Annotated in this window: 14 protein-coding genes, 1 tRNA gene and 1 pseudogene; 7 read left to right on the top strand and 9 right to left on the bottom strand. The window is 62.3% G+C overall.

Annotated elements, in window-relative coordinates:
- The first annotated feature begins 23 nt into the window (after positions 1-23).
- Positions 24-794 carry a GNAT family N-acetyltransferase gene (locus MGEO_RS13635; RefSeq protein WP_085638747.1) on the top strand — a complete coding sequence of 257 codons (771 nt, stop codon included), beginning with the start codon at positions 24-26 and terminating at the stop codon, positions 792-794.
- A complete protein-coding gene (locus tag MGEO_RS13630; protein ID WP_085638744.1) occupies positions 791-1618 on the top strand; it encodes a lysophospholipid acyltransferase family protein in 828 nt (275 codons plus the stop codon). Before MGEO_RS13635 ends, MGEO_RS13630 begins: the two co-directional genes overlap by 4 nt.
- A gap of 58 nt (positions 1619-1676) precedes the next feature.
- On the opposite strand, the pseudogene MGEO_RS21995 reads toward MGEO_RS13630, so the two are convergent.
- A pseudogene (locus MGEO_RS21995) lies at positions 1677-1898 on the bottom strand (CBU_0592 family membrane protein); the annotation flags it as partial.
- A 488-nt stretch (positions 1899-2386) separates the two neighbouring features.
- Complete coding sequence (gyrA, locus tag MGEO_RS13625) at positions 2387-5092, bottom strand: DNA gyrase subunit A (protein ID WP_085638741.1); 2706 nt, start codon at positions 5090-5092, stop codon at positions 2387-2389.
- Between the two features lie 243 nt (positions 5093-5335).
- Between gyrA and MGEO_RS13620 the strand changes: the two genes are divergently transcribed.
- Both MGEO_RS13620 and MGEO_RS13615 read left to right on the top strand, forming a co-directional pair.
- Positions 5336-5608 (top strand): usg protein, encoded by a 273-nt coding sequence (locus MGEO_RS13620; protein WP_085638738.1) that lies wholly within the window; start codon positions 5336-5338, stop codon positions 5606-5608.
- Between the two features lie 407 nt (positions 5609-6015).
- Positions 6016-6864, top strand: a complete 849-nt coding sequence (locus MGEO_RS13615; protein WP_170102914.1) for a class I SAM-dependent methyltransferase — start codon at positions 6016-6018, stop codon at positions 6862-6864.
- A 143-nt stretch (positions 6865-7007) separates the two neighbouring features.
- Here MGEO_RS13615 and MGEO_RS13610 read toward each other — a convergent pair whose 3' ends face one another.
- From MGEO_RS13610 to MGEO_RS13600, 3 genes are all read right to left on the bottom strand, one after another.
- Complete coding sequence (locus tag MGEO_RS13610; protein WP_085638732.1) at positions 7008-8480, bottom strand: carboxypeptidase M32; 1473 nt, start codon at positions 8478-8480, stop codon at positions 7008-7010.
- Positions 8477-9625, bottom strand: a complete 1149-nt coding sequence (ctaA, locus tag MGEO_RS13605) for a heme A synthase (RefSeq protein WP_085638730.1) — start codon at positions 9623-9625, stop codon at positions 8477-8479. Before ctaA ends, MGEO_RS13610 begins: the two co-directional genes overlap by 4 nt.
- Positions 9626-9688: 63 nt before the next feature.
- Positions 9689-10432, bottom strand: a complete 744-nt coding sequence (locus MGEO_RS13600) for an RNA methyltransferase (RefSeq protein WP_085638727.1) — start codon at positions 10430-10432, stop codon at positions 9689-9691.
- A 130-nt stretch (positions 10433-10562) separates the two neighbouring features.
- Between MGEO_RS13600 and MGEO_RS13595 the strand changes: the two genes are divergently transcribed.
- Positions 10563-11186, top strand: coding sequence for a thiamine phosphate synthase (locus tag MGEO_RS13595; protein WP_085638725.1), 624 nt, complete (start codon positions 10563-10565; stop codon positions 11184-11186).
- A 166-nt stretch (positions 11187-11352) separates the two neighbouring features.
- On the opposite strand, the gene MGEO_RS13590 is transcribed toward MGEO_RS13595, so the two are convergent.
- Both MGEO_RS13590 and hemB read right to left on the bottom strand, forming a co-directional pair.
- Entirely contained in the window at positions 11353-11910 is a 558-nt protein-coding gene (locus MGEO_RS13590) for a lipid-binding SYLF domain-containing protein (RefSeq protein ID WP_085638722.1), read from the bottom strand.
- A gap of 119 nt (positions 11911-12029) precedes the next feature.
- The gene (gene hemB / locus MGEO_RS13585) at positions 12030-13031 is read right to left on the bottom strand and encodes a porphobilinogen synthase (RefSeq protein ID WP_085638719.1); all 1002 of its coding nucleotides are present in this window, start codon (positions 13029-13031) and stop codon (positions 12030-12032) included.
- A 102-nt stretch (positions 13032-13133) separates the two neighbouring features.
- Between hemB and MGEO_RS13580 the strand changes: the two genes are divergently transcribed.
- Together MGEO_RS13580 and mfd are read left to right on the top strand one after the other, a co-directional pair.
- Positions 13134-13661, top strand: a complete 528-nt coding sequence (locus tag MGEO_RS13580) for a component of SufBCD complex (RefSeq protein WP_085638716.1) — start codon at positions 13134-13136, stop codon at positions 13659-13661.
- A gap of 33 nt (positions 13662-13694) precedes the next feature.
- Positions 13695-17171 (top strand): transcription-repair coupling factor, encoded by a 3477-nt coding sequence (mfd, locus tag MGEO_RS13575; protein ID WP_085638713.1) that lies wholly within the window; start codon positions 13695-13697, stop codon positions 17169-17171.
- 59 nt (positions 17172-17230) lie between these two features.
- Here mfd and MGEO_RS13570 read toward each other — a convergent pair whose 3' ends face one another.
- Positions 17231-18226: a hypothetical protein gene (locus MGEO_RS13570; protein WP_085638710.1), complete on the bottom strand. Its 996-nt coding sequence runs from the start codon at positions 18224-18226 to the stop codon at positions 17231-17233.
- A gap of 68 nt (positions 18227-18294) precedes the next feature.
- Positions 18295-18368, bottom strand: a tRNA-Gly gene (locus MGEO_RS13565).
- Positions 18369-18630: the final 262 nt, after the last annotated feature.

Here is an 18630-nt window from a genome sequence, read left to right as displayed (position 1 = left end):
GGAAGCAGCTTGGCGGCCCTTTCATGCTCCAGAACGCCCCCGCATTCGACGTCTCCCTCGCCACGGTTGAGGACGACATCCGCGCGGCGCAGCGGCTGCGATACGACGTCTTCGTAACCGAACTGGGTGGAGACGGAGAGGGCGTTGACCACGTCAACAGGCTGGAAACCGATGCGTTCGACGCCCATGCCGATCATCTGCTCCTGCGCGATCCCCGGAGTTCCGACAGCGATACTGGCGGCGTTGTTGGCGTCTATCGGCTGATGACGCGCGATCATGCAGCGCGGGCCGGTGGTTTCTATTCGGCGGCGGAGTTCGATCTCAGTCGCCTGGAAAACAGTGATCTGCGTCTGCTGGAACTGGGCCGGTCCTGCCTGCACCCGGATCACCGGGGCGGGCCTGCTCTGATGGCTCTGTGGCAGGGGTTGGCCGCCTATGTGGCGCAGAACCGGATCGATCTGCTGTTCGGCACGGCGAGTTTTCATGGCACCGACCCTGCGCGGCTGATCCACCCGATTTCGCATCTTCATGCGGCCTATCTCGCACCCGGGGCGCTGCGCGTCACCTCGCGGCAGGCCCAGACGATGACTCTGCTTCCGCTCGACAGGATCGACCGGAAAGCTGCCATGCGGGATACGCCGGCGTTGATCAAATCCTATCTGAAGCTCGGTGGAATGATTGGGCAGGGGGTGTTTGTCGATCATGCATTCAATACAACCGATGTCTGCCTGATTCTTGACACCCGCGCGCTGTCGACGACGGGCCAACTCCGTTCCTCCCGGTCCGGCTCATGAGCCCGACATGGGACAGCGGTGAGCCGATCACGTCTGAGCGGATTACACCTCTTGGCTGGGTCCGCGTCCTGCTGCGCGGTACGGTTCTCGGGACGGTCGTCTTCGGCGGCCTTGCGCTTCTGCTGCTCATCCGGCTGATCGAACGGCCGCTGTTCGGTGTAGACCGCCCGGTAACCCCGTATATCACGCAGGGCGTATGCCGCGCGGCGTTCGTGATCCTTGGCATGGCGCTTCTGGTCCGTGGTCCCCGGATGAAGGTGCCCGGCGCGGTTGTCGCCAATCACAGCTCATGGCTGGATATCTTTGCGCTCAATGCCCGCAAGAACGTCTATTTCGTCTCGAAATCCGAGGTCGCGTCCTGGCCCGGCATCGGCTGGCTGGCCCGCGCCACAGGAACCGTCTTCATCCGCCGTGACCCGCGCGAGGTGAAATCCCAGATTGCCCTGTTCGAAGAACGTCTGACCCACGGGCATCGGCTGCTGTTCTTTCCGGAGGGCACATCATCCGACACATTGCGCGTTCTGCCCTTCAAACCCACGCTTTTTGCGCCCTTCTTTGCGGACAGTCTCGTGCATGACATGCACATCCAACCGGTTACCGTGATCTATCATCCGCCCGAGGGCGCGGACCCGCGGTTCTACGGATGGTGGGGCGACATGGGATTTGGCGACCACCTGCTCAGGGTGCTGGCGCAGCAACCGCAGGGCAAGGTTGAACTGGTCTACCACGCCCCTGTGCGTGTTGATGACTTTCCAAATCGGAAATCGCTGGCCAGTTACCTCGAGGATCAGGTGCGTTCGGCTCATTCGCGACTGATCGAATGACACCCATGCCCGGCGGATAGGTGCCGGCCCGCCGCATCCGGACCCGCCGGACCAGCCCGAGTGACCCGAAGCTTAGAAACCCGATCTGGATCAGGAATGCGCCCAGATTGAAGGCGCCGACAAGGCTGATCAGCACGAGGGTCGCGGCTGTCAGCTGGTTGCACGAATAGTAGGGGCCATTGCCACAGATCCGTCCGGTCTGGACCAAGGCGAATCCCCCGACATACAGGATCGAGCCAAGGACGCCGCAGAACTGAAGAATGTGCGGATAATTCCGCATGTAATCAAAGAGGTCCGACATGAGCGGGCTCCGGGAAATAAGCCCGACCGCCGCCCGTGGCGGACGGTCGGGCCGATATTTTGAAATATGCGCCGGTGACAGATGAGGGCTGTCACCGACGCGACTTTATGGAAAGGACGTGGTCAAACCGAAAACGGCACTCTTTACCAATCGTCCTCCCGCGTCAGGTCAGAAACCGGACAGAACCGACAAGGAGAAATATTGTGTCAGTTCAACGGGCTAACGAGTACGATCCTTTCAAAGACTTTATACAATTGGCGCTAAGTCAGCGCAGGTCAGGAATACCTGACCCCGGGTCAGTTTTCCCGTGAAATAGGTGTGAACTTGGGGGGACGTCACCTCTTCCAGCGCGGCCATTGGCGTCGACGCGAAGAGTAGGCGAGTCGCGCAACACAAATGCAAAACGGCGCAGGGATTGCCCGCGCCGTTTTGAAAGTTTTTTATATCAGCCTGTTACGCGCAGGTCTTCAGGTTGCGTCACCCTCTGCGGCATCGTCCTCGTCGCCCTGATCCGCGATCCAGGCAACCGAGACCACCTCTTCATCCTTGCCCGTGTTGAACACCCGCACACCACCTGCACTGCGGGACCGGAACGAGATGCCGTCAACCGGCACCCGGATCGATTGCCCCTTGGATGTGGCCAGCATGATCTGATCGTCCATCTCGACCGGGAAACAGGCCACCAGCGGACCGCCGCGCATCGCCTTGTCGATGGCCTGGACACCCTGGCCCCCACGCCCGCGCACCGGATAGTCATGCGACGATGACAGCTTGCCTGCGCCCTTGGCAGTGATGGTCAGGATCAGGTTCTCGGCTGCCGACATTTCGGCATAGAGTTCCTGCGACAGCTGGGTGTTTGCGTTGCCTTCGTCCTCCTCGGTCGCTTCCGCTTCCTCGGTCACACCGGCGACAAGTCGGCGCTGCTTGAGATAGGCGGCACGCTGATCGGGCGTTGCTTCGAAATGACGGATCACCGCCATGCTCACCACGCGGTCGCCATTGCTCAGACGGATGCCCCTGACACCGGTTGAATCCCGTCCCTTGAAGATACGGACATCGGTGGTCCGGAACCGGATTGCCCGGCCCGCATCGGTGACCAGCATCACATCGTCATCTTCGGACGCAATGCGCGCGTTCACCAGTTCCACGCCCTCGGGCAGCTTCATCGCGATCTTGCCGTTCGATTTCACATTGGTGAAATCCGACAGAGCGTTGCGCCGCACATCGCCTGCGCTGGTGGCAAAGACGATCTGCAGGTCGTCCCAGTCGGTCTCGTCGCGATCCACCGGCATGATGGCCGCGATTGAGACACCTGACGGGATCGGCAGGATATTGACGATGGCCTTGCCCTTGGACGTGCGGCTTCCCTGTGGCAAACGCCACGTCTTGAGCTTATAGGCCATGCCATCGGTCGTGAAGAACAACAGCTGCGTGTGGGTGTTGGCGACAAACAGCGTCGTGACGACATCGTCATCCTTCGTCTGCATCCCCGACAGCCCCTTGCCGCCGCGCTTCTGAGCCCGGAAATCGGCAAGCGGCGTGCGCTTGATGTAACCGGACTGCGTGACGGTCACGACCATGTCCTCGCGCTCGATGAGGTCTTCGTCCTCCATATCGCCCGACCAGTCGACGATCTCGGTGCGGCGTGGGACGGAAAAAAGCTCTTTCACCTCGCGCAGTTCGTCCGCGATGATGCCCATGATCCGGTCACGAGAACCGAGAATCTCAAGGTATTCCCGGATCTTGCCCGCCAGTTCTTCCAGCTCGTCGGTCACTTCCTTGACCCCGATCTGGGTCAGGCGCTGCAGCCGCAGTTCGAGGATCGCGCGCGCCTGCGCCTCGGACAGGTTGTAAGTCCCGTCCTCGTTCGCCGTGTGGGTCGGATCGTCGATCAGCTTGATATAGGGCAGGATATCAGCGGCGGGCCAACGGCGGGTCATCAGGCGATCCCTCGCTTCGGCCGCATCGGCAGAGGAGCGGATGGTCGCAACGACCTCGTCGATATTGGTGACGGCCACGGCCAGACCACACAGGATATGGCTGCGTTCCCGCGCCTTGCGCAGAAGGTAGGCCGTCCGGCGGGCGACCACATCCTCGCGGAAATCGATGAACGACGTCAGGAACTTGCGCAGGGTCAGCTGCTCGGGACGCCCGCCATTCAGCGCCAGCATGTTGCAGCCGAACGAGGTCTGCATCGGGGTGAAGCGATAGAGCTGGTTCAAAACCACCTCGGCGGTTGCATCGCGCTTCAGTTCGACCACCACCCGCACGCCATTGCGGTCGGATTCGTCCTGAACGTGAGCAATCCCCTCGATCCGCTTTTCCCGCGCCGCCTCCGCGATGCGTTCGATCATCGTGGCCTTGTTCACCTGGTAGGGGATCTCGTCGATGACGATGGCCCAGCGGTCCTTGCGGATTTCCTCGACCTGGGTTTTGGCCCGGATGATCACCGAGCCGCGCCCTTCCAGATACGCCTTCCGCGCGCCGGAGCGGCCCAGCATGATCCCGCCGGTGGGGAAATCGGGGCCGGGGACGTATTCGATCAGCTGCTCGGAGCTCAGATCCGGTTCTTCGATCAGCGCCAGAGTGGCATCCACCACCTCGCCCAGATTGTGCGGCGGAATGTTCGTGGCCATCCCGACCGCAATCCCGCCTGCGCCATTGACCAGCATGTTCGGGAACCGCGCCGGCAGCACCGTGGGTTCGCGATCCTTGCCGTCGTAATTGTCCTGAAAGTCGACCGTTTCCTTGTCGATATCGGCCAGCAGATAGGCGGCGGGCTTGTCCATGCGCACTTCGGTATAGCGCATCGCCGCCGGGTTATCGCCGTCCATGGACCCGAAGTTGCCCTGACCGTCCAGAAGCGGCAGCGACATCGAGAAATCCTGCGCCATCCGCACCAGTGCGTCATAGATCGCGCTGTCGCCATGCGGGTGGTATTTCCCCATGACATCGCCCACGGGACGCGCCGATTTGCGGTAGGGTTTGTCGTGGCCATTGCCGGATTCGTGCATCGCGTAAAGGATGCGCCGGTGCACCGGTTTCAGCCCGTCGCGCAGATCGGGGATCGCCCGGCTTACGATCACGCTCATCGCGTAATCGAGGTAGGACGACTTCATCTCGTCGGTGATCGAGACCTGCGGCCCGGCATGGCGCGGGCGTTCGGGCGGCATATCTTCAGTGTTTTCAGGTGTTTCTGGCGTGTCGCTCACGTGGATAGCCTGCTGTCTGCATTTCTATATTTTGTTATGTTCCCGTATATCAGAGACAGGATGTAGGCCGCAATCCACTTGACCAAATAAGTGGCAGATCGGGCTTGGCACTCGGCGGGTGGAATGGCTAACACATTGTTTTTGTTGAAAACTAACGAATCTGTGGCAAGCTTCTTCCTACAAGAAGAAACGTGTGAGGTTTGCATGACGCAAATGAGTGAGACAGAGCTGATGCTGCGCGGCTACGGCCTGACGACGGCACAGCTGTTCTACCGTATGCCGGACTACCGCAATGTGCTGAACACTTTTGTCTGGCAGGAATATGATCTGGCCCCGGATCATCCCAAACTGTTCGAGTTCATCGAGTTCTGGCAGGACACGATCGAAGGCCCGTTGCATTCAGTGCAGTATACCCACCGCAAGATGCTGTCCTCGGGCGAATGGCGCCAGATCGTAGGGGAATTCACCCTGCATTGAGCGTGGGACCGCCTTTCCAAAGGCGGTCACAACGCGGTTTCGAAACCGCGTCAAACCCGCTTCGGAAACACCTATTTCCGTTCACCGTGCACCGAACTGCCAACGGAGCGCTTGCATGTTCTGTGACTGCGAAGTTCGAGCGCAAAGTGCATGGAATTGGGCGGTCCATTCGCCCGTGCAAAGCTCAGGCAGCCTGCGGGCCGCGTCCACGCCTCGGTTCGGAGGCGCAGATCTTGATGGATCAAGAGCGATAGCTTCGTCGGTCCAACCGTGATTTGGCCGCCTGAAACGTATGCCGCAGTGGCGCAAGGCTGCTTCGAGCGCATTTCTACAAATGCTGCACGGCGCATGAGTGTCCGGATTAAAGGACAAGCCTGAACACAACACAACTAAGGGCGGTTTGACCTGTGAAAGGGTACGCGCGTACGCTGTCGTTAACACAAAAAGCGACAAAAGGTTTTTTTATGACATTTCAATTGGCAGGTAACGGACCCAAAATCTACGAAGAAGTCATGGTGCCCCTTTGGTTTGGCCGGTGGGCTGAGGCGCTTATCGAACAGGCTTCGCTATGCATTTCGGAACGTGTCTTGGATGTTGCTTGCGGAACAGGTGTGACGACCCGACTTGCGAAGTCAAAGGTTGGAGCAAGCGGGCAGGTCGATGGTCTGGACATCAACGCACCAATGCTCGCCAAGGCTAAAGAACTAGCTGGCGATCTCGATATTCAATGGATTGAGAGCGATGTATGCAGCAGTGGACTGCCTTCGGGGTCTTACGATGTCATTCTTTCGCGGCATGGCTACCATTACTTTCCGGAAAAGCCCAAAGCTCTGAGTGAGTTCTTGCGGCTACTGGTTCCAGGTGGGCGTTTGGCCTTCTCAATCTGGGATGGGCATAGCGCTTACACTAAAGCCCTCTGCTCTGCTGTTGCCCACCACATCTCCCCCGAGATTGCAGAAAAGCAGAGAGCTCAAAGGCGGACGCCACCGGCGGAGGAATTAAAACAGAAGGTCGCGGATCAAGGGTTTTCGGATGTGGCCGTTCAAAGGCAAGAGCTGATGATCGATGTTCCGCTTGCGCCCGAGTTTGTGCCCATGCATCTAGCGTCTATGCCTATTGCAGGCGCGTTTCTCGCACTCGAAGAGGATGCGCAAAATGCCTTGATCCAAGAGGTGGCAGAAATGCTTGCCGCATATGTTGTGGGAGATAGACTTGTCTATCCCGACGCGGTGAATGTCGTGACAGGACGCAAATAGCATCCTCGCGTTACTTAGGCCTGCGTGAACCCACAACCCAGATCGGTTGATACCCAGATTCCTCTTTGCTGCGTAAGGCGCTGAAAGCAGCCCTCGGTGCGGCCGCAGCGAGGGCCCGTTTAATCCCGCGCAGCGGGCGCAGCCTACACCCCGTAAATCTCTCCGAACTTTGCTTCGAGATAGGCCAGCAACGGCCCCTCGTTCGGCGCAAACCCGCAGGCCCGTTCGATCACCTCGCGCGGCTCATAAAGCCCGCCATGCCGTTGCAGATTGTCCCGCAGCCAGCCCGTCGCGGCAGATGTATCTCCCGCCGCCAGTTGCGCATCCAGATCCGGCACCGCCTTGCGCAGCGCCTCGTGCAGACAGCCCGCATAGACATTACCAAGCGAGTAGGTGGCGAAATAGCCGAACAGCCCCACCGACCAGTGCACATCCTGCAACACACCATTGGACGGCTTGTCCACCGCATAGCCGAAATCCGCCTCGAACCGCGCATTCCAGGCCTCTTCCAGATCGCTGACATCCAGTGTCCCGGCGATCATCTGACGCTCCAGATCGAACCGCAGAAGCACATGCAGGTTATACTGCACCTCATCGGACTCGGTGCGGATGTAGCCTTTGTGAACGCGGTTCACCGTGCCGTAGAACGCATCCGGATCGCTGATCCCGAAATCTCCGAACGCCTCAACCATCTGCCCATGCAGCCAGCCTGTGAAGGCCCGTGACCGACCCAACTGGTTCTCGTAGATGCGGCTCTGGCTTTCATGCACACCCATCGACACGCCACGCCCCAAGGGCGTCAGCAGGTACGCCTGGTCGATATTCTGCTCATAGGCCGCGTGACCGACCTCGTGGATCGTCGAATAAATGCAGTTGAACGGATCCTCCGGATTGGTCCGCGTGGTGATCCGCACGTCATTGCCGGAACCCGAACTGAACGGATGCACCGCCTTGTCGACACGACCCCGGCTCATGTCATAGCCGAATGTCTTGGCGATCTGCCGGGACAGCTTCATCTGGGCGCTCTCGTCAAACGTGCCGCTCAGCGCCGCCGGGGCAGGGGCGCCCAGCACCTTGTCGCGCAGCTCGACCAGACGGGGGCGCAAAGCCCCGAACATCGCATCCAGATCCGCCGCCGTGGCCCCCGGCTCATAGTCCTGCAACAGCGCGTCATAGGGATCGCCACCCTCCGCCAGCGCAGCGCCTTCCTGCCGCCGCAGGTCGAGCACACGCTCAAGCGTCGGCGCAAAGGCCGCAAAATCGTCGTTCGCCCGCGCCTCGGCCCAGATGCCCTGCGCCATCGAGGTGGTCCGCGCCAGTTCCGCCGCCAGATCGGCGGGCACTTTTGAGGCCCGGTCGAAATCGCGCCGGATGTGCCGCAGATGCGCCTTGGCCTCGTCATCGCTGCCCTCGGCCTTGGCCAGCCAGTCGCCCACACGCGGGTCCATCCGCCGGGCATGCAGCACCGATTCCAGCGCGCCCATCTCCTCGGCCCGCTGTGCTGCCGCGCCGCGTGGCATGGTTGTTTCCTGATCCCAGCCAAGACGCCCGGCAACCTGGCCCAGCGCCTCGGTCTCGCGCGTGAAGGCCATCAACTCGTCATAGGCGGTGGTCATGCCGTCGCTCCCCGAATGGATTGTTGTACCGGATACTGCGCCCCGAACCGCGCCCGCAGGATCAGCACCCAGAGGATCACGGCGCCAACCTGATGCGCAATCGCGATCTGCCAGGGTGCCATGTAGAGCACCGTCACAATACCCAGCGCCATCTGCACCCAGAGCATGGCAAAGACCGCGTCGAACCTGAACCGTGTGTCCGCATTGGGCGACTTGCGCGCCTTGAGCCAGACCACGATGCCGAAGGCCAGCAGCAGATAGCCCGCCATCCGGTGCATGAACTGCACAAGACCAGCGTTCTCGAAGAAGTTGCGCCAGACGGGTTCGATGTCGAAGGGGAAGGGCGGGAGGAACGCCCCGGCCATCAGCGGCCAGTCATTATAGGTGCGCCCGGCATCGATGCCCGCCACCAACGCGCCCAGCAGGATTTGCAGAAAGCTGAAATGCAACAGCCCGGTGCCCAGCCCATACAGCTTGCCCTCCCGCGACCGCCGCGCCTGCATCAGATCGCGCTCCTCGCGGCCCAACTCGAACGTGTACCATGCGATGAAGCCCAGAATGACAAAGGCGAGGCCGAGATGCGTCGCCAGCCGGTAAGACGCCACATCGAGCATCGTTCCCGTCAGGCCGGACGCCACCATCCACCAGCCGATTGCGCCCTGAAGACCACCCAGAACACCCAGAAAGAACAAGCGCCCGGTCCAGCCTGTCGGGATTTTGCGCGCCAGAAGGAAACCGAAAAAGCCCAGCGCCCAGACAAGGCCGATCACCCGGCCCAACTGCCTATGGCCCCATTCCCACCAATAGATGAACTGGAATTCGGCAAGGCTCATGCCCTTGTTCTGCAACTGGTACTCAGGGATCTGGCGATAGAGATCGAACTCGCGCTGCCAGTCCTCGGCATTCATCGGCGGCAGCGCCCCGGTCAGAGGCCGCCATTCGGTGATGGACAGGCCGCTGTCGGTCAGACGGGTCAGCCCGCCCACGGCGATCATCACCATAACCAGCGCGAACAGGATCATCAGCCAGACCCGGATCGCGCCCCGCGCGCCGCGCTTTCCGGCGTCGATCATGCCACCCTTGGGGGCCTCCTTGCGCGGTGTCTCTGCACCGACCTCTTCAAAGATGCTGCGTTTGCTGCTCATTCACGGGGTCTCCTTCTTGGGCGAAAGACTAGGCGCGGGGGTGCGGGCCTTCAAGGCGCGCGCTCAGCCCTTGGTCTTCCAGCGCACCATTTGCCGCAGCATCCCGTGCAGCATCCGCACATCCGCCTGCGTCAACGGCATCCGGCTCCAGAGGTTGCGCAGATTGCGTCGCATGCTGTCGGACTTGGTTTCGGGGAAAAAGAACCCGGCACTGTCGAGTGTCTCTTCGTAATGTTCTGCCAGCCGATCCACTTCGATCGCGGTGGCCCAGTCGCTGCCCGCCATCTCGGTCACCTCCGACGCGGTCTCGACCGTCTGCCGCCGCCACTCATACCCGGTAAGCAACACGCATTGCGCCAGGTTCAGTGACGGGAATTCGGGGTTCACCGGCACCGAGATGATGGCATTGGCCAGTGCAATATCGTCATTCTCCAGTCCGGCCCGCTCGGGACCAAAAAGCACGGCCACCTTTTCACCTGCCGCGATCTTTTCCCGTGCCACCTCCATCGCGCGTTCCGGCGTCATGACCGGTTTGGTCAAGTCCCGCTGGCGGGCGGTGGTTGCAAAGACATAGGTGCAGTCCGCCACCGCCTCGACTGTGCGCTCGACCAGAACGGCTTCGTCCAGCACACGGCCTGCGCCCGACGCCATGGCGACCGCGCTCTGGTTCGGCCAACCGTCCCGTGGCGCCACCAGGCGCATCCGGTCGAGGCCGAAATTCAACATTGCGCGGGCAGCAGCGCCGATGTTCTCGCCCATCTGCGGGCGGACCAGCACAAAAGCGGGCTGCGGCGTGTCGCTTGGCATGGGAAAGCTCCGGAAACTTCAGGTCGCGCCTGACTATTGCGCCGAAGATCAAAGGGCAAGCGGTGCAAGCCCTTGGCGCACGGCGCGAAATGACGATATAGGAAGGCGACCACCAAGGAAGGGGCCGAAGATGTCCGACACAGAGCAGCCGCAGATCTACCTGATCACGCCACCCGAGATCGAACTCAGCCATTTCCCGACGGATCTGGCCCGCGTCCTTGATGCCGAGGACATTGCCTGCATCCGCCTGTCTTTGGCCACCCGCGACGAAGATCTGATCCTGCGCGCCGCCGATGCCGTGCGCGAGGTGGCGCACCGGTTCGACGTGGCGCTGGTGATCGACACTCATGTGGTTCTGGCCCAGCGCCTTGGCCTCGACGGCGTGCACCTCACCGATGGCGCGCGCTCGGTGCGTATGGCGCGCAAGGAACTTGGGGCCGATGCCATTGTCGGCGCCTTCTGTGGCCATCTGCGCCATGACGGCATGAATGCTGGCGAAGCGGGCGCGGATTACGTCAGCTTCGGCCCGGTTGGCGAAACCGCCCTGGGTGACGGGTCACGCGCTGAGGCGGATCTGTTCCAGTGGTGGTCCGAGATGATCGAAATTCCGGTCGTGGCCGAAGGTGGGTTGGATACCGACATCGTCCGCACCCTTGCTCCGATGACGGATTTCTTCGGCATCGGTGAAGAGATCTGGCGGACGGATGACCCGGTGGCGGCGCTCAAAGCTCTGACCGCAGCGATGGCGGGCTGACCGGGCAGGGGGCTGTCTGCCCCCTCGGCGCGTGCCGCGCCTCACCCCCGAAGGTATTTCCAGCCCAAAGAAACCCGGAACACTCTGCCATTGGTTTCTTTGGGCTCAAAATACCTCGGGGGAGTCGCCCGTGGGCGACGGGGGCGGAGCCCCCACACAACCTGAGTCAGGGAATGATCCGCGTGTATTTCACGCCTTCCAGCGTTGCGCCAATCCGCAGACCCGCCTGACCGAAGATCACCGCGATGACCGGGGCCAGCGACGTTGTGGTCTCGGCCGCGATGGTCTCGCCGCCTTCGGGGATCGCGTATTCGATATTCGCACCGGCCGCCCAACCGGGTGAGCGGCGGAAATTCATCAGGGCGTCTTCCGTCATGAAGAACAGCACATGCGCGTATTGCTGCGCTCCGATCTGCAGACCGGCGCTGGCCTTGGTGGTGGAATAGTAATCCACGGTGATCCCGCCCACGCGCAGCGCGCCGCGTCCGAACGCACCGCCCAGACCGAGGCCCGCCTCGGTCACAAGCGGCATCACCAGCAGACCATTGGCATTGGCCGCAAGGTTCTGCGTCCCGGGAAAGCGGCGGTACATTTCCGCCAGCGTGGCATCCACCCGCGCGTCGATCCGTGCGCCGCCATTGCCGCCCACGGCATTGTTGCAGGCGCCCAAGAGGAATGTGCTGCCCAGACCCAGGGCCAGTTCGCGTCGTGTCAGGGATGTCATGGTCTCTGCTCTTTCTTTGCCGATGCCTCTGAAATCCGGCTGTGCCGCCGGTTGCGCGCAAGTATAGCGGCAGCGGGACCTGCTGTCACTAAGGATGGATCAAGATAAGCGGCGCACTGCTACCCGTTGAGCAGCCGCGCCGCCGCCGGAGCGAAATAGGTCAGCACCCCGTCACAGCCCGCGCGCTTGAACGCCATCAGGCTTTCCAGCATCACCCGGTCGTGATCGAGCCAGCCGCGTTCTGCCGCACCTGCCAGCATCGCGTATTCGCCGGACACCTGATAGGCGAAGGTGGGCACACCGAACATGTCCTTGGCGCGGCGGCAGATGTCGAGATAGGGCATGCCGGGTTTGATCATCACCATGTCCGCGCCTTCCGAGAGGTCCCGCGCAATCAGGCGCAGTGCCTCGTCGGAATTGCCGGGGTCCATCTGGTAGCCCTTCTTGTCGCCCTTGAACGCGCCCGACGCGCCGACCGCATCGCGGAACGGGCCGTAAAAGGCGCTGGCGTATTTCGCGGCGTAGCTGAGGATAGCGACGTTCTGGAACCCTTCGCCCTCAAGCGCGGCGCGCATCGCGGCGATGCGGCTGTCCATCATGTCGGACGGGCCGATGATATCGGACCCGGCACGCGCCTGGCTGAGCGTCTGTTTGACCAGCGCCTCGACCGTGCGGTCATTTTCGATATAGCCGTCCGCATCCATGTAGCCGTCATGGCCGGTGATGTTGTACGGGTCTAGCGCCACATCGGTCATCACCATGAGATCCGGCACGGCGTCCTTGATCGCGCGGGTGGCGCGGTTGGACAGGTTCTCGGGGTTCCAGGCCTCGGCGCAATCCTCGGTCTTGAGGGACGGATCGGTGTAGGGAAAGAGGCAGATTGCCGGGATGCCCAGCGCATGGGCTTCGCGCGCGGCTTCGACCACCCTGTCGACCGACCGACGCACCACGCCGGGCATCGACGGCACCGGTTCCTCGATTCCTTCGCCATCGCGCACGAAGACCGGCCAGATGAAATCATCCGGTGTCAGGGTGTTCTCGCGCACCATTGCGCGCAGCGCTTCGGTGCGGCGCAAACGGCGCAGGCGTGTTGCAGGAAAAGCGGGGGTGATCGGTTTCATCTGGGCGGTCCTTGTCTTTGCCCTTTTTGGGTGGCATGGAATGACCGCTTGGACAAGGCCTGCCACACCCGAAGGCCATGTGAACAGGGGAATACGAGCGCCTTGGATTGGTACTTCACCGTCTTTGAACTGATTGATATGCGGTCCTTTTCGAACCTTTGGTTCTGGATCGTGCTGGCGGTCGTGTGGTCGTCGGCAAGTCATTGGGTGCTGGGTGTGCCCTTCGACATGGTCAGCCGGGCAAAGCGTCGGGGCGGTCAGGCGGCCGAGGATCTGCGCGATCTGTTGCGCATCAATACGGGACGCCTGCTTTACATCACCGAAGAGGCCGGGCTGTGGATCGTTGCGGTGGGAACGTTTTTCCTTGCCGGGTTTGTGGTTCTGGGCTGGTTCTACGCGGTCGAGATCGCGCAGGCTCTGTTCCTGATCGGATTTCCGATGGCCATGGTCAGTCTTCTGAGCGTGAGAACCGCACGTCTTCTGCGCGCCGACGGGCTCGAGCTGGATGCGATCTACAAAAGGCTGTCGCGGCACCGGCTGGTCGTTCAGGCCATTGGCATGGTGTCGATCTTTGTCACAGCGATGTGGGGAATGTACGTCAACCTCAGCATCGGTGTGCTTGGCGGTTGACGCGGGACCACCGGCGCGCCACATGGGCGCGCTATGAACACATCCCAAAACATCACCATGGGCGGCGCGCCCGAAGGTTTTGACGCCCGTCTGGTTCTGGCCGAGGCCGAAAAGCACGGGGGTTCCGTCTGCCACATCGCGCGCGACGACCGGCGGCTGGCGCAGATGCGCGACGCGTTGGCCCTGCATGCGCCGGATATGCCGGTCTTCGTGTTTCCGGGTTGGGATTGTCTGCCCTTTGACCGGGTGTCTCCGAACCCCGACATCTCTGCTGCGCGCATGGCGACGCTGGCGGCGCTGACCCACGCAATGCCCTCGCGCTATGTGCTGCTCACGACCATGAGCGCCGCGACCCAGCGCGTTCCAGCGCGCGAGGTGCTGCGCGAGGCGGCGTTCACCGCCCGGGTGGGGCATCGGGTCAACGAAGAGGCGCTGCGCAACTTCCTTGTCCGTATGGGCTTCAGCCAGGCTCCGACGGTGATGGAGCCGGGCGACTATGCCATTCGCGGCGGGATCATCGACATTTATCCGCCGGGAGATGGCGGGCCGGTGCGGCTCGATCTCTTCGGCGATGTGCTTGACGGCGCACGGCGGTTCGATCCGGCAACACAGCGCACGACGGAGAAGCTCGATCTGGTGGAGCTTGCCCCGGTGTCGGAGGTCATTCTGGACGAGGCCGCGATCACGCGCTTCCGCCAGAACTACCGCATTGAATTCGGGGCGGCGGGCAGCGACGATCCGCTGTACGAGGCGGTCAGCGCCGGGCGCAAGCAGGCGGGGATGGAGCACTGGCTGCCCTTCTTCCACGATCATCTGGAAACGCTGTTCGACTACCTGCCCGGCGTGCCGGTCACGCAGGACGATCAGATCACACCGGCGCGGCTGTCGCGCTGGGATGGGATCGTCGATCAGTATGAAACCCGCAAGGCCGCGCTGGCGCAGAAATCGCGCATGGACACGGTCTACAAACCCGTGCCGCCAGAGCAGCTTTATCTGGACGATACCGGTTGGGTTCAGGCTTTGGGCGACCGCCGTGTGGTGCAGTTCCATTCGCTGGCGCAGGCCTCCGGCCCGGGCGTGGTCGATGCAGGCGGACGCATCGGACGCAACTTCGCACCGGAGCGCCAGCAGGAAAACATCAGCCTCTTCAGCGCCCTAGCCGATCATGTGCGCAAGAAGATGCAGGACGGTCCGGTTGTGATCGCATCCTATTCCGAGGGCGCGCGGGAACGCCTGTCGGGTCTGATCGAAGACGAGGGACTGGCAGAGACCATCCCGATCAATGACCTCACCCGCGTGGGCAAACGCGGGGTGCATCTGATTGTCTGGCCGTTGGAGCAGGGGTTCGAAGCGCCTTGGGGCGATGCGGGCAAGGACGCCCAGATCACGGTCGTCTCCGAGCAGGATGTGTTGGGCGACCGCCTGATCCGCGCACCGAAGAAGCGCCGCAAGGCCGAGAACTTCCTGACCGAGACACAATCGCTCTCACCGGGCGATCTGGTGGTGCATGTGGACCATGGCATCGGCCGGTATCTGGGCATGGAGGTCGTGACCGCGCTTGGTGCGGCCCACGAATGTCTGCTGCTGGAATATGCGGAGAATGCCAAGCTCTATCTGCCGGTCGAGAACATCGAACTGCTGTCCAAGTACGGCCACGAAGAGGGTCTCCTGGACAAGCTGGGCGGTGGCGCATGGCAGGCCAAGAAAGCCCGCCTGAAAGAGCGTATCCGCGAGATGGCGGACAAGCTGATCCGCGTGGCCGCCGAACGCGCGCTGCGCAAAGCGCCGGTGATGGACCCACCGCCGGGCGCGTGGGATGCCTTTTCGGCGCGATTCCCGTATCAGGAAACCGACGATCAGCTGCGCGCCATCGAAGACGTGATGGCCGACATGCATTCGGGCCAGCCGATGGACCGGCTGATCTGCGGCGACGTGGGCTTCGGCAAAACCGAGGTTGCGATGCGCGCGGCCTTTGTCGCCGCCATGTCCGGCGTGCAGGTCGCGGTGATTGCGCCGACAACCCTCCTGGCGCGGCAGCACTACAAGAGCTTTGCCGAACGCTTCAGGGGATTTCCGTTGGAAGTCAGACCCTTGTCCCGCTTTGTTTCCGCGAAGGACGCGCAGGCCACCAAGGACGGTTTGGCGCGCGGCACGGTCGATATCGTCGTCGGAACACACGCGCTTCTGGCCAAGGGTATCCGGTTTCAGAACCTCGGCCTGCTGGTCATCGACGAGGAACAGCATTTCGGCGTGGCGCACAAGGAACGGCTCAAGCAGCTGCGGTCGGACATCCACGTCCTGACGCTGACCGCGACGCCGATCCCGCGCACGCTTCAACTGTCACTGTCGGGCGTGCGGGATCTGTCGATCATCGGAACGCCCCCGGTGGACCGGCTTGCGATCCGCACATACGTCTCCGAGTTCGACGCGGTGACGATCCGCGAGGCGCTCCTGCGTGAGCATTATCGCGGGGGGCAGAGTTTCTTTGTCGTGCCGCGCATCAACGACCTGCCGGAGATCGAAGAGTTCCTGAAAGATCAGGTTCCTGAAGTGTCCTATGTGGTGGCCCACGGCCAGATGGCGGCCGGCGAGTTGGACACCCGCATGAACGCCTTCTACGACGGCAAGTATGACGTGCTGCTGGCGACGACGATTGTGGAATCGGGCCTCGACATTCCTACCGCGAACACGATGGTGGTTCACCGCGCCGACATGTTCGGCCTCAGCCAGCTCTACCAGATCCGGGGCAGGGTGGGCCGGTCCAAGACCCGCGCCTATGCCTACCTGACGACCAAACCCCGCGCCAAGCTGACCCCCGCGGCCGAGAAACGCCTGCGGGTGCTTGGCTCGCTCGACACGCTCGGCGCCGGGTTCACGCTGGCGTCACAGGATCTCGACATCCGGGGCGCGGGCAACCTTCTGGGTGAGGAACAGTCCGGCCAGATGCGTGATGTGGGGTACGAGTTGTACCAGTCGATGCTGGAAGAGGCGATCGCCAAGATCAAATCCGGCGAGTTGGAAGGCCTGTCCGAAGCCGACGACCAATGGGCACCGCAGATCAATCTCGGCGTGCCCGTGCTGATCCCCGAGTCCTACGTTCCGGACCTCGATGTGCGACTGGGTCTCTACCGTCGCCTGTCGTCGCTGCACACCAAGGTCGAGTTGGAAGGCTTCGCCGCCGAGCTGATCGACCGGTTCGGCAAGCTGCCGCGCGAGGTCAACACGCTGCTTCTGGTGGTGCGGATCAAGGACATGTGCAAACGCGCGGGGATCGCGAAGCTGGATGGAGGACCGAAAGGCGCGACGATCCAGTTCCACAATGACAAGTTTGCATCGCCCGCCGGTTTGGTGGATTTCATTCGCGACCAGAAAGGTCTGGCCAAGGTCAAGGACAACAAGATCGTTGTCCGCCGCGACTGGAAGAAAGACAGCGACAAGATCAAAGGCGCCTTCGCCATAGCACAGGATCTGGCGCGGAAGGTGAAAGAGGCCAGATCCGCCAAGGCGTGAGGCTTTCCGTCAACGGAAAGCGGCGATGCGCCTACGCATCGCGGACCGGGCCGTGCGGGCTAGTCCTCTGGCATCCCCTTCCGCAGAGCCGGCAGTCTCAGGTGGTCATGGACGGTGACCTCGTCGGTCGGTGACACCGAGACCACCCGCAGATAAGGCGCACCGGCTGACGGGTCGTCGGCATGGTTCCTTGACAGCCCGGCCACCACCGCGCCGGTGCCGGGCCGACGCGCCACCGCGTCGGCAAGCTCGCGGCGCGACCGGCATTGAAAGCTGTTGCAGATATTCGCGCGCAGCGGTCGGTCGAGCGTGCATCCCTGCGGTCCGTGGTAGACACAGCTTCCGATCACGGAAACCTCGGGAAAGGCGGACAGGTAACGTTCGGTGAGCGTCTCTTTCGTGACCTCCGGGTCGCGCCAGCGCTGATAGGTGATCGTTTCCTCCGTCAGAAAGGCATGCCGTCCCCCGCCAAGCGTGCAGCAATCGCCCTGGCACGCGATACAGGCGGCGTTGAGCACGAAAGGCTCGGGCGTTTCATGGGCGAGTCGGGTGGTGTAATCCGGGTCGTCCTCCGGCAGCTCGGGCAGCGCGGAGATCCCGTCGGCGGTGGCAAAGGCGGCATCGATGATCTCGGTCAGATGATCCACAAACGCCGCGCGCCGGTCCTCCGGAAGGGGGCGCAGCGGGAGGTCGATATAGGGGGCGAGAGCGTGCGCGACATGCGCCAGGCTTTGCGCCCCGACCTCGCGCGCCGCCTGTCGCAGCACGGGGCGCGTGCGCCGGGTGGACATCTCGAGCCACGCGGCATCCTTTTTCTTCTTTCTGCGGGCAATCTCGGCGGCGGCCTCGGCTTTCAGCCGCGTCTGGCAGGGGGGGCGGTCGCAGACGTCAGAGGTGCCTTGCGGCAGCGGCTGATGACAGATGCGGCAGCGCGTGGCGGGGCCGGAATGGCTCATGGGGCGAGGAGGCGGCTGATACATCTGGGCAGTCCCGGGAAATGGTTTTTCGGCAAAGGGCTCGCTGGCGCGGTCGGTCAAATTGATCGCAACCAGCATGGCACGGAATCCGCCTGACGCAAAATGCCAAGGGTTCGGGGGCGCATGATCCGGAAAACGGGGGGAACTGGAGCGGGTAACGGGAATCGAACCCGTAACTTAAGCTTGGGAAGCTCGCGTGATACCTTTTCACCATACCCGCGCTCTGGAGGCTGGAGATACGCCCGGGTGTGAGAGGCGTCAAGTGGGGGCGGGCTTTGGCGGTGGTTCGGGTTAGGGGACCCGGAGCGGCGCGGCTGGTCGCTATGGGTGGCGTCGGCGTGAGTTGGGGGTGCGTGTCTTGGTGCGCGCCATTATCGGGGCAGTTCACTTAAAAGCTTTAGCTATTTTTCTCATAAGCTTTCCAAACTCAGATAACTCCGATTCCTTAAATTTGGAAGCTTTGAAGGCATCTAGGGTCAGGA

The organism is Marivita geojedonensis, assembly GCF_002115805.1.
Taxonomy (GTDB): Bacteria; Pseudomonadota; Alphaproteobacteria; order Rhodobacterales; family Rhodobacteraceae; genus Marivita; species Marivita geojedonensis.
The sequence above is the reverse complement of the archived record's forward strand: the minus strand, read 5'-3'. Positions and strand labels throughout refer to the sequence as shown.